Here is an 11635-nt window from a genome sequence, read left to right on the forward strand (position 1 = left end):
TGTGGAGTAGTCCTTCGACCAGAAAGTCAGATTCGTGGCAAACATTAAGCAGCAGATCAAGCGCGTTAAGACCAACAACAAGCGGACCGAACGCAACAAGGCTTACAAGTCTGAGCTGCGTACTTTCATCCGTAAGTTCCGTGTTGCGGTCGAGGCTGGCAACAAGGACGAGGCAGCGGTGGCGCTGCGCGACGCGTCCCGCAAGCTGGACGTGGCCGTGAGCAAGGGCGTCATTCACAAGAACCAGGCCGCTAACAAGAAGTCGGCTATGGCGACGCGTTTCAACGCTCTCTGATCAACTCCGTGACGCCGGGAGACCGGTGATCGGTGAGGCGAGGGCCGTCTGGAGTTTCCAGGCGGTCCTCGCTTCGTATTTCTGGGTGGCTGGTGGGCCCGGTTCCTTTGGAGAGGTTCTGCTGCCCTGCGGTAGATTGGCGACGGCCCGGCGTGTCCAGTCGTGGCCCGTGACGTGGTGTATGACGAGACGAAGGACGATGTCGATGAGTGAATCAGCTTCCGGAGCCGGCTACCGATACACGGCCGAGGTAGCCGATCGCATCGAGCGCCATTGGCAAGATGTGTGGGAGACCGAAGGTACATATGCCGCCGCGAACCCAGCTGGCCCGTGGGCTGACTCGCAGGCCGCTAAGCGTGAGCCTCTTTACGTTCTGGACATGTTCCCTTACCCCTCTGGGGCGGGGCTGCACGTTGGGCACCCGCTGGGTTATATCGCCACGGATGCTTTCGCACGTTTCCAGCGCATGACGGGTAAGAACGTTCTGCACACCCTGGGCTATGACGCGTTTGGTTTGCCAGCTGAGCAGTATGCGATCCAGACCGGTCAGCACCCGCGCGTCACTACCGAGAACAACATTGCGAATATGCGTCGCCAGCTGCGTCGCTTGGGGTTGGGCCATGACACGCGTCGTTCCGTGGCCACCACCGATGTCGAGTTCTACCGCTGGACGCAGTGGATTTTCTTGCAGCTGTTCAACGCCTGGTTTGATCCCCAGGCCCCTAACGCCAGCAACGGCAAAGGTAAGGCTCGCCCGATCTCGGAGCTGGAGGCAGAGTTCGCGGACGGCACCCGTCCTACGCCAGATGGCCGCCCGTGGGGTGAGTTGGCGCGGCACGAGCAGCGAGAAATTCTTGACCAGTACCGGTTGGCGTATGTCTCTTCTGCGCCGGTGAACTGGTGCCCCGGGTTGGGAACTGTTTTGGCGAATGAGGAAGTCACCGCTGAGGGACGTTCCGATATCGGCAACTACCCGGTGTTTAAGCGCAACATGCGGCAGTGGATGATGCGCATCACCACATACGCCGATCGCCTTTTGGAAGATCTGGATCGGGTTGACTGGCCAGAGCCGGTCAAGTTGATGCAGCGTAACTGGATTGGTCGCTCTACTGGAGCGACGGTGCGTTTTGATGTGCCTGCAGCAGAAGGTGCCACCGAACAGGTCGAGGTGTTCACTACCCGCCCAGATACGTTGTTTGGCGCCACATTCATGGTGCTTGCTCCGGAGCACCCGCTTGTTGAGAAGATTGTGCCCGCCACGTGGCCTGAGGGCACTAAGCAGGCGTGGAAAGCTGGAGCGGCCACTCCTTCTGAGGGAGTTTCTGCCTATATCGCTGCGGCGGCGAGCAAAACCGAGATGGAGCGCCAGGCAGAAGGCAAAGAAAAAACGGGTGTGTTCACTGGGGCGTTCGCGATCAACCCGGTTGATGGGCGCGCTCTTCCTGTTTTCATCGCCGACTACGTTCTGATGGGCTACGGCACGGGCGCCATCATGGCCGTCCCTGCCGAAGATGAGCGTGATTTCGCATTCGCTTCGGCCTTTGACATTGACGTGATCCGCACCATCGAACCGCCGGCGGGGCATCCTGAAGATCAGCCTTACACCGGTGATGGAGTGAAAATCAACAGCACCGGGGAGGGCATCGATCTCAACGGCATGTCAGTGCCGCAGGCCAAAGCCGCGATGATCACTCACCTGGAGGCACAGGGCATCGGTGAAGGCACCACTACCTACAAGCTGCGTGACTGGCTCTTCAGCCGCCAACGGTACTGGGGTGAGCCGTTCCCCATCGTGTACGACGAGTTCGACCAGCCGGTTGCGGTACCGGAGTCGATGCTTCCAGTGCAGCTGCCTGAAGTAGACGACTACTCGCCACAGAAGCTCGAACCCGAGGACGAAACTAGTCAGCCGGTGCCGCCGCTGGCTCGCGCCGAGGAATGGGCGAATGTGCAGCTCGATCTTGGTGATGGCCCGAAGATGTACCGCCGTGAGCTCAACGTGATGCCCCAATGGGCTGGCTCCTGCTGGTACGAGATGCGTTACCTCGACCCGGCCAACACGGAACGTTTTGTTGATCCGCAGGTCGAGCGGTACTGGATGGGCCCCCGAGCCACTCCTGTGGAGGGCGCGCCGGCAGGTCTACCGGATGTTGGTGGAGTGGACCTGTACGTCGGTGGTGTGGAGCATGCTGTGCTGCACCTGCTGTATGCCCGGTTCTGGCACAAAGTGTTGTTCGACCTGGGGCACACCAGCAGTGCCGAGCCGTTCCGCCGGCTGTACAACCAGGGTTACATCCAGGCGTATGCGTTCCGTGACCAGCGTGGCCAAATCGTTCCTGCCGCCGAGATCACCGAGTCTGTGCAGCAGGACGGCACCACCGCCTACCTGTGGAACGGTCAGGAAGTCGTGCGTGAGTACGGCAAGATGGGCAAGTCGTTGAAGAACGTTGTCAGCCCTGACGAGATGTACGACCAGTACGGGGCCGACACATTCCGGGTGTACGAGATGAGCATGGGACCGCTGGAGGCCTCCAAACCGTGGGAGACCCGCGCGGTCGTTGGTTCGCAGCGTTTCTTGCAGCGAGTGTGGCGCAACGTCATCGATGAAGAAACCGGCGAGGTCGTTGTCGTCGATGAACCTATGGATGAGGACACAGCACGGGCGATGGCGCGTGCAGTGCAAGGCGTGCGTGCCGACTACGCCGGTTTGCGGTTCAACACAGCGATCGCCAAGTTGATCGAGTTCAACAACGTTCTCACCAAGCTGGCACATACTCCGCGTGAGGCTGCTGAAACGCTGGTAGTGATGTTGGCGCCAGTGGCTCCGCACATTGCTGAAGAGTTGTGGCACCGCCTGGGGCACAGCGATTCAGTGGTGTACGCGCAGTTCCCTGAAGCTGATGAGGCGCTCCTGGCTGCGGCCTCGGTGACCGCGGTGATTCAGGTGCTGGGTAAGGTCCGGGCACGCATCGAGGTTGACCCCTCGATCTGTGAAGCTGACCTGGAGAAGGCAGCATTCGCCGAGCCGCGCATCGCTGAACTGATTGAGGGCAAAACAGTCCGCAAGGTCATTGTGCGTGCCCCGAACCTGGTCAACATCGTCGCTCAGTGACAGCTCGCAGCACTGACAGCCCGGTGGCCGGTGGCCGCAGCATTGCTGTGGTGACAGATTCCACTGCCGGGCTGTCTGCTGCTGAGCAGAGGCAGTTGGGTATCGGGGTGGTCAGATTGCACGTCCTGGCTGATGGGCACGAGATCACCGCAGATAGTGAAGGATCTTTCCCGATGGCTGCGGCTGCAGCTAAAACCACCGGTACTTCACGTCCTTCACCGGGGGAGTTCCTCACCTGCTACGAAAACTTGGCTTCTCGTGGTGTGCAGGGCATCGTTTCGGTGCATTTATCTTCCCAGCTATCTGGCACGCGTGACGCAGCATTGTTGGCCGCGCGGTCGGCATCGGTGCCTGTGCACGTCATCGATAGCGCAATGGCTGGCGCCGGGTTGGGGAACGCGGTGCGCCACACAGCGTCGATTGTCGCTGGGCTATCGCCGCAGGAAGCTGGTGAGGCCGCTCGCGGTATTGTTCGCGCGGTTGCCGATGCGACGTCCACGTTTTTCTATGTGCATTCTTTGGAGAACCTGCGTAAGGGCGGGCGGATTGGTGCTGCTGCGGCGTTCCTTGGGGCAGCCTTGTCAGTGAAACCGATTCTTCAGCTCACAGACGGGCACATCGAGCCCGTGGAAAAACTCAGAACTACTGGACGTGCTGTTTCACGCCTGATTGAGTTAGCGGTTTCGCGCGCTAGACAGCTTCTAGGCCCGGTCACGGTGACGGTGCAACATGTTGATGCCACCGAGCGTGCCGATCTGTTGGCAGAAAAACTCACGCAAGCGTTGATAACGCAGAGCATCTCCGTTGCTTCGGTGTCGGTAGCGCCTGTGGACGAGGTGTTGGCGGTGCATGTCGGTCCGGGAGCAGTTGGGGTATTTGTTACAGGAACGCCCACAGAGCCTACGTAGGGGCGTCCACAACCTGTTGAGAAGGGATTTGTTCTCCACATCAGCAGGTGCTGTCTGCATCTGAGTGTTCTGGTTCGGCATAGCTTCACCGCATGCCTCCTGCCGATCCGCTGCCCACCGCACAAGCTGCCCACGAGGCCAGTCGCCCGCGTGGAGTCAATGCGCCGTGGCCAATCCACCCTTCGCGCCATCGTGCTCACCGTGCTTTCGCTGCTTGCGAGTCCCGCTATGCCCCTGACTCTAGTGCCGGGTTCGTGTCCGATATTGATGAGGAATTCGAGCTGGAGTGGGCGTCAGAACGTGAGCAGTGGGATTCACAAATCGACGACTGGGATCTAGCAGAGAAACCCTCTGGTGGCTGCAACGACGTCGAGCAGCGGTGGCAGCAACTCGTCGCGAAAGCAGAATCAAAGAGCGCTCGCAGTTACAACGAGCCCACGCACCCAGCAGCAGGTATGGGGGATGTACAGCAAAAAACACCATACGTACCGCAGATCAACAAAAGCCCTCGACCAAATGTGCGCGCTCTGCTTGCCTCCCCAGCTGCGGAGAGCCATAACCAGCATCGGCGTTTGCCACCCCTGGAAGACGAAGAGCGCATACACGCCACGGACACTCGTGCTCTGCTCGCTGTTCCGCAACGTCTCCAAACGGCCAGGAGTGTTCCCCCTACCCGCGCGATTATCGGAGCCTTGATCATTGGTGTGCTGGCGTGTGCGGTGGTGTTCGCACGTTGGTGGTTCACCGAACGTCAAGCAGCAGAGCACATCGTTCCCGCTGCATCCACCCATGCTGGGCAACCGTCACCTTTAGGAACTGCGGGGAAGGCTGATAAACAGTCACAGACGACACCGGCGGCCATCACGGTCCATGTCGCCGGGAGAGTCACCAAACCGGGGGTCGTCACTGTGCCTGCGGGGTCCCGTGCGAGCCAAGCGATTGCGGCCGCAGGTGGTTTCGCACGTGGAAGCGATGCCCGCAGTATCAATATGGCCAAGCCACTCAGTGATGGTGAACATCATCGTCGCTGCCCTGGGTGAGGCAGCCCCCGCGGCCTCTGTAAGCAGCCCAGGTACTTCTACTACCGCTGCAGGCAAAGTGAACCTCAACAGCGCCGATCAAACTACCTTGGAAACTTTGCCTGGTGTTGGTCCGGTGATGGCCGGAAAAATCATTAAATGGCGCACCGATAACGGGCGCTTCACGCGTGTGGAAGACCTTAACGAGGTCTCCGGTGTCGGTGAAAAGACCTTCGCTAAACTTGCCCAACTCGTCACGGTATGAGGACGGTTGCCAACCTGCTTCTTAGCGCACTGCGTGATAAGCGCGAAAAACCTTCCTCGGCCACTGAGGTGCCTGCTGACCTGCGCCTATTTATCCCAGCAGTGATCGCGTGGAGCGTATTAGCCGTGGCTGGTCCGCACTGGACTTTCACCACTGGGGCGGCACTAATCAGTGCGCTGCTCGCCCTGCCTGCTGCTGCATTTCTCTGCCGATGTCCCACCTCGATCGCGCGCATCGGCACTTTGACTCTCATTGCCACGTTTGTTCTGTGCGCCACCGCCACCGCGTATGATCTGCGTAGACAAGCTGGCCCGATCCCCGATCTTGCAGCAACACACGCCACTGGCGCCCTGACTGGACGTATCACCGAAGAGCCACGACAAATTCCCTCTGCGAACGGCTCGGGGGCACTGTATGTCGCCTTGATGAACGTCGAAACGATTGAACATCATGCGCTAAGCACTTCGGTAGCTACACCAGTGCGGATTTTCGCTGATCAACGCCTCGCTCACGCAAACTGGGGTGACGCTATTACGGTGCGTGGAGCGCTACGGGAAGTCCCTGCGCCAGATAAAGCCGTCGCCACCGTGAGCCGCCCGAACGCACTGCAGGTACACCCATCACCGAATCCGATTTTGGCCGTGGCCACGTATGTCCGAACTGGGCTCAGTCAGGCTACTCACGCTCTTCCTGAGGATGCTCGCGGACTCGTTCCGGCGATGGTTCTCGGTGATCGTTCACAACAGTCTTCTTCTCTGGTTGAGGCGATGCGCGACACCGGCTTGACTCACTTGAGTGCAGTGTCGGGCACGAACGTGACGTATGTACTCCTTGGTGTTGCTTTCTTGATGCGGCTGATCGGAATGCCACGGCGGGTCCGGCCTTTTCTCGGTATGGCCGCAGTCGCTCTTTTCGTGGTTGTGGCTCGCCCAGATGCAAGTGTGTTGCGTGCAGCAACGATGGGAGCTGTTGGTCTGGTTGGTGTTAGCGCTTCACGCCGCGGTGCTGCGTTGCCTGCTTTGGCCGCTGCCATTTTGTTGCTTCTGAGTTTCGATCCGTGGTTGGCCCGTAGCTATGGGTTTGCGCTTTCGGTGCTGGCTACGGCGGGAATTGTTCTGTTTGCGCGCTCGTGGTCTGAGGGGATCGCAGGTAAGCTCCCGAGGTTTTTGCGTTGGCTGGCTCCCCTTGTTGCTGTTCCGTTGGCTGCGCAGGTGATGTGCGCTCCGGTGTTGCTTCTGCTGAGCCCAGGGATTCAGCTGATTTCTATCCCGGCTAATGTGCTCACCGCTCCTTTGGTTGCCCCGGTCACCCTGGGTGGGATTTTTACGGCTGCTGCCTCGTTGGTGTTTCCGTCGTTGGCGGCATTGTGTGCGTGGTTCCCAGGGGTGTGCGCGTTGGCGATTGCGTGTGTGGCGCGTGGGTTGGCGGTGGTTCCTGGTGGAACAGTGCCGTGGCCGGCAGGGGGGTGGGGAGCTGGTGTGTTTGCGGTGCTCACTGTGGTGGTGTTGTTCACGGTTCCGGTGTGGCGGCGACTTTTGGGGGTTATGTGTCGTCATAGCGTTTTTGCTGGTGGGGGCTTGATTGTTGCTTTGTTCGCGGTGTGGGTTCCGTTGCCTGGTGGACAGGGGGCTCAGGGCTGGAAGTTCGCTGCCTGTGATGTGGGGCAGGGGGATGCGTTGGTTGTGCGTGGTGATGATCGTGCGTCAACTGTTTTGGTGGATACCGGTCGTGATCCGCGGTTGATTGATGCTTGTCTTGATGCGTTGGATGTGCAGCACTTGGCGGCGGTGGTGTTGACCCATTACGACTCGGATCATGTTGCGGGGCTTTCGGGTGTGGTCGCTGGCCGGAAGGTGGAGCGGTTGGTTGTTTCGGCTGCGGCCGAGGCGCGGGGGCGTCCTGCACAGATCACTCGGATTATCCAGAGTGCGCAGATTCCGGTGGAGACGTGGGTGATGGGCAATGAGGGGGTGTGGGGTGGGCTTCGTTTGCGAACTGTGTGGCCGCGTAGTGAGCACAGCGCTAGTTCTAATGACGGCTCTTTGGTTCTTACCGCTGAAGCTGGTGGGATGCGGGTGTTGTTGTTGGGGGATGCTGAAGAAGCAGCTACTGCTGCTGTGCGTCGTGCTCTTGAAGGCAGTGGGCAGTTAGGCAGTTTTGATGTGGTGAAGGTGTCGCATCATGGGTCGGCGCATGTTGCTGCAGGGTTGTATAGCGATCTGCGGGCGGCAGTTGCGGTTATTAGTGTGGGGGCGCAGAACACCTATGGGCATCCAGCTCCGTCGGTGATGGTGGATTTGCAGCGTTCGGGGGCGAGTGTGTGGCGCACCGATGAGGCGGGGACGGTCTTGATGCATGTTTCGGGTGCTGGTGGTGGCCGGGGTGTTGTGGTTCGGGGGCTGCGAACCAGATGAGGTTTTAGATCATGAGGGTGGCGGGGATTTCTGGTGATGTGTGTGCTTGTTCTGCGCTGTCGGTGAGGGCGTGGAGGGTGGTGGCGACGGCGGGGACGCGGAAAAGGTCGGGTGTGGTGACGGCGTAGACGGTGCGGTGGCTTTGGGGGGTGATGTTGCGGATGGCTACGTCGGGGTGGGTGGCTTTGGAGAGGTTCAGGGCGGGGATGAGGGCGGCGCCGAGCCCGGCGCCGACGAACCCGAGTACGGCCATGTAGTCCTCGGTTTCGTAGGTGACGCGGGGGCGGAATCCGGCCAGGTTGCAGGAGTCCAGGAGGTGGCCGCGGCAGCGGGGGCAACCGGCGATCCAGTCTTCGTTGGTGAGGTCGGCGAGGTTGACCACGGGGTTGCTGGTGAGGGGGTGTTGGCGGGGGAGTGCGACGTGTACAGGGTCATCGAATAGCTCGATGGCGTGGAGTGTTTCGAGGTTGTCTTCGGCTGCGGGTAGTCCGGCTCCGTCGTAGGCGAAGACTAAAGCGATGTCGCATTCGCCGGCGCGCAGGGCGGCTAGTGCTTGCGGGGGTTCGCCTTCGGTGAAGGTGACGGTGATGCCGGGGTAGGTTTCGCGTAGTTGAGCTAGGGCTGCCGGGACGATGGCGGCCGATGCCGAGGGGAAAGCCATGAGGCGTACTCGTCCTGATTCGAGTCCGGCGATGGCTGATATTTCGTCTTCGGCTTGTTCGAGAGCGGTGAGTATGGCTGTGGCGTGGCGGGCGAGGACTTCGCCTGCTTCGGTGAGGCGTACGGTGCGGCCTACGCGTTCGACGAGGGTGGTTCCGGTGCGTTGTTCGAGTCGGCGCACCATTTGTGAGATCGCAGGTTGGGAGTAGCCCAGGGAAGCGGCGGCGGAGGTGAAGCTTCCGGCGTCAGCGATGGCGTGCATGACTCGGAAACCGGCGATGTCGATCATGTTGCTGATCATAACGTCGCGTTACTGGTATCGCGGGTGGTCACAGGCGTCGGATGACTGCGGTGACTTTTCCGAGGATGGTGGCGTGGGTGGCGTCGATGGGGCTGTAGGCGGGGTTGTGTGGCATGAGCCAGCGGGAGCCATCGGGGTTGATTTTTAGGGTTTTGACTGTTGCTTCGGAGTCGAGCATGGCTGCGATGATTTCGCCGTTGCTGGCGGTGGGTTGGCGGCGGACGACGACCCAGTCTTTGTCACAGATGGCTGCGTCAACCATGGAGTCCCCGAAGACTTGCAGGAGGAAGAGCTCTCCTTCACCGACGAGTTGGCGCGGTAGGGGAAAGACGTCTTCGAGTGCTTCTTTTGCGGGGATCGGGGCCCCAGCTGCGATACGGCCAAGGACGGGCACGTAGGTGGCTTCGGGGTGCAGATCTGTGCTGTGTGTTTCTGGCGTGGGGGGTTCTGTGGCCTCGGAGCGGGGCTCTTTACGGTCCGGGAGGTCTAGGTCGGTGTCGATGAGTATTTCGATGGCGCGGGGGCGGTGGGGGTCGCGGCGCAGGTAGCCCTTGCGTTCGAGGGCGGAGAGCTGGTGAGAGACGCTGCTGGGTGAGGTCAGTCCTGCAGCATCGCCAATTTCGCGCAGGCTGGGTGGGTATCCGCGGGATTCCACGCAGACGCGGATGACCTGGAGAACTTTGCGTTGCCGTGCAGTGAGTCCGGGGCGTTGTTGGGCGGCGGTTTCATGGATCTCGGACATGGGGATCCTTTCTCTAGCACCGCCTGCCGACAAGGTGAGATTTCGCAGGGGGCGTGTGAACGGTGTCGGGGGGTGAGAGCAAGGTGGGTTTCACCTTGGGCTGACTGGTTCCCGCTCTTTTCGGGGCTCTGGATTGGGCGTGTACGTGAGTCCGATGAGAGTTGCGAGATGGGGCTGTTGTTCGAATTCTAGGCGGCGATGGGCGGTTTCCTCAAACAGATGTTCGGATTCTGTGTTGCGCCCCCCAGAAGGAGGAGCTCATCTCAGGGGGCACGTTAGTCAAGTTGGATTAAGTAAATCGAATATGTGTGCGAAATATCCTTGCTTTTCTTATCGAACTCTTGTTCGATAGAACAGGTATTCGAATCATTGACTCGCGTGCGACAGGCGCAGAGTCGGTGTTGGGGTATAAGGAGAGGGAGTTTGTGATGACTGGTCGCAATATGCTGCATGCGGTATCAGCTGGCGGGGAACAAGCTGACATGCGGGGGCATGATGAAGTCGGCGCTGGAGCCACAGCTGCAGGTGAGGGGTTAGCGACTGTCATTTCCTTCCCGGATTCGGGGCGGGAAGAATCGAGCCCGGTGTGGTCGATATCTACAGGGCGCTTAGTGGTGGCTTTGGGGGTGGTGTTTGCGGTGTCACTTGTCGTTTTTATGGTGTGCACTGGTCTTGATCAGGTGGGGATTGTGATGGATCGCATGGTGACCGTCACGGAGAACCAATCAACGCTGGCAGATGTTGCCCGAGAGTACCTGCCGCAGCTTCCTTCTGGTGATGCAGTGATGATCCTGCAGCAGATCAATGACTTGGCTGATGTGCATGTGAGTGCGGGGCAGCGTTTGTGGATTCCACGCATGCCGTGAGATCCATTGGGGCAGTAGCTTCGACACGCCGGTGGGGGGAGTTGGGCTCCTGAGTTGGAGGCGCGTGAGTGGGCTGCTGGCCTGTGTGTTTGCGGGCTTGGGATAGGGAAAGTGACGTATCAAACGGCCTTCCAGCTTTTGTTCGGAGAAGTGGCACCCATAGGATCACTACATCTAGTGACGCCAGGTAAGGCATCGTCCATATATTGTGGATGGGCAAAAGGTTTTATATCGCTATTATTTCAGTGGGCCTTTGTCTATTGAGAGAACGTGAACCTGCGTTCCTGGACGTGCGGGGATCCACGCGATGTGGCCGTTCCTCACGGCAGCATCGACACTCAACACGCAAGGAAGGGAAGCGACGTGCACTGCCCATTTTGTCGTCACGACGACAGTCGAGTCATCGACAGTCGTGCGATTGACGACGGATCGGGTATCCGGCGCAGAAGAGAATGCCCTTCCTGCGGGAGACGTTTCACAACCCTGGAAACCTCCGCACTAGCAGTACGGAAACGTTCCGGCGCAAGTGAGCCCTTCAGTCGCGGAAAAATTGTCACTGGGGTGCGCAAAGCATGCCAAGGCAGACCCGTCTCCGACGACGACCTGGCATTACTTGCCCAGCACGTAGAAGAAAACATCAGGATGCGCGGCGCCGCTGAGGTCGACGCGCACGCCATCGGACTGGCAATCCTTGAACCGCTACAAGCCCTCGACGTTGTCGCCTACCTAAGGTTCGCCAGCGTCTATCAAGATTTCGAGCGCCTCGAAGACTTCGAGGCTGCGATCGCCCGTCTGCGCCAACCTCAGGACGAGAACGGCGTCATTACCGACGACGGAGACCCACCCGGCAGCGGGTAAGCACCACCACGCTTTCATAGCGCGTTTTTCACATTTCTCACCATCAGCGGGCCAACAACTGGTGCCGCTATCACCCATGCCCGCATTCAGCGGGCGCCCGAGGCCCTACGCCACTGTGCCTGCGTCGTCGACATAGTCAAGCGTTCGGGGCGAGCAAACAGTAGAGCGGCTTCGCAAGAGCCGAGTCTGGGAGGA

General features: G+C 59.9%; 10 protein-coding genes. 8 read left to right on the forward strand and 2 right to left on the reverse strand.

The window, feature by feature from the left end:
• Positions 1–34: 34 nt before the first annotated feature.
• The 6 genes from rpsT (at position 35) to CKV89_RS07205 (ending at position 8013) form a co-directional block, all read left to right on the forward strand.
• Positions 35–295, forward strand: a complete 261-nt coding sequence (rpsT, locus tag CKV89_RS07180; RefSeq protein WP_028327693.1) for a 30S ribosomal protein S20 — start codon at positions 35–37, stop codon at positions 293–295.
• Between the two features lie 205 nt (positions 296–500).
• Positions 501–3407 (forward strand): leucine--tRNA ligase, encoded by a 2907-nt coding sequence (gene leuS, locus CKV89_RS07185; RefSeq protein ID WP_028327694.1) that lies wholly within the window; start codon positions 501–503, stop codon positions 3405–3407.
• Entirely contained in the window at positions 3404–4315 is a 912-nt protein-coding gene (locus CKV89_RS07190) for a DegV family protein (RefSeq protein WP_084441299.1), read from the forward strand. Before leuS ends, CKV89_RS07190 begins: the two co-directional genes overlap by 4 nt.
• Positions 4316–4569: 254 nt before the next feature.
• Positions 4570–5355 carry an SLBB domain-containing protein gene (locus tag CKV89_RS07195; protein ID WP_157728092.1) on the forward strand — a complete coding sequence of 262 codons (786 nt, stop codon included), beginning with the start codon at positions 4570–4572 and terminating at the stop codon, positions 5353–5355.
• A complete protein-coding gene (locus CKV89_RS07200) occupies positions 5324–5599 on the forward strand; it encodes a ComEA family DNA-binding protein (RefSeq protein ID WP_051277687.1) in 276 nt (91 codons plus the stop codon). The genes CKV89_RS07195 and CKV89_RS07200 overlap by 32 nt, the downstream gene beginning before the upstream one ends.
• The gene (locus CKV89_RS07205) at positions 5596–8013 is read left to right on the forward strand and encodes a DNA internalization-related competence protein ComEC/Rec2 (RefSeq protein WP_084441305.1); all 2418 of its coding nucleotides are present in this window, start codon (positions 5596–5598) and stop codon (positions 8011–8013) included. The genes CKV89_RS07200 and CKV89_RS07205 overlap by 4 nt, the downstream gene beginning before the upstream one ends.
• Positions 8014–8017: 4 nt before the next feature.
• Here CKV89_RS07205 and CKV89_RS07210 read toward each other — a convergent pair whose 3' ends face one another.
• Both CKV89_RS07210 and lexA read right to left on the reverse strand, forming a co-directional pair.
• A complete protein-coding gene (locus CKV89_RS07210; protein ID WP_028327698.1) occupies positions 8018–8962 on the reverse strand; it encodes a LysR family transcriptional regulator in 945 nt (314 codons plus the stop codon).
• A gap of 40 nt (positions 8963–9002) precedes the next feature.
• The gene (gene lexA / locus CKV89_RS07215; RefSeq protein WP_028327699.1) at positions 9003–9716 is read right to left on the reverse strand and encodes a transcriptional repressor LexA; all 714 of its coding nucleotides are present in this window, start codon (positions 9714–9716) and stop codon (positions 9003–9005) included.
• Between the two features lie 428 nt (positions 9717–10144).
• Here lexA and CKV89_RS07220 point away from each other — a divergent pair, with 428 nt between their 5' ends.
• Together CKV89_RS07220 and nrdR are read left to right on the forward strand one after the other, a co-directional pair.
• Entirely contained in the window at positions 10145–10582 is a 438-nt protein-coding gene (locus CKV89_RS07220; protein ID WP_154657698.1) for a hypothetical protein, read from the forward strand.
• A gap of 363 nt (positions 10583–10945) precedes the next feature.
• Positions 10946–11440, forward strand: coding sequence for a transcriptional regulator NrdR (gene nrdR, locus CKV89_RS07225; protein WP_051277688.1), 495 nt, complete (start codon positions 10946–10948; stop codon positions 11438–11440).
• The last annotated feature ends 195 nt before the right edge of the window (positions 11441–11635 follow it).

This window comes from Dermatophilus congolensis (assembly GCF_900187045.1).
GTDB lineage: Bacteria > Actinomycetota > Actinomycetes > Actinomycetales > Dermatophilaceae > Dermatophilus > Dermatophilus congolensis.

Excerpts from the sequence above, each read along its gene's own strand:
- leuS (WP_028327694.1), top strand. The coding sequence starts at position 501 with ATGAGTGAATCAGCTTCCGGAGCCGGCTACCGATACACGGCCGAGGTA.
- CKV89_RS07200 (WP_051277687.1), top strand. The coding sequence starts at position 5,324 with ATGGTGAACATCATCGTCGCTGCCCTGGGTGAGGCAGCCCCCGCGGCC.
- CKV89_RS07205 (WP_084441305.1), top strand. The coding sequence starts at position 5,596 with ATGAGGACGGTTGCCAACCTGCTTCTTAGCGCACTGCGTGATAAGCGC.
- CKV89_RS07210 (WP_028327698.1), bottom strand. The coding sequence starts at position 8,962 with ATGATCGACATCGCCGGTTTCCGAGTCATGCACGCCATCGCTGACGCC.
- lexA (WP_028327699.1), bottom strand. The coding sequence starts at position 9,716 with ATGTCCGAGATCCATGAAACCGCCGCCCAACAACGCCCCGGACTCACT.
- CKV89_RS07220 (WP_154657698.1), top strand. The coding sequence starts at position 10,145 with ATGACTGGTCGCAATATGCTGCATGCGGTATCAGCTGGCGGGGAACAA.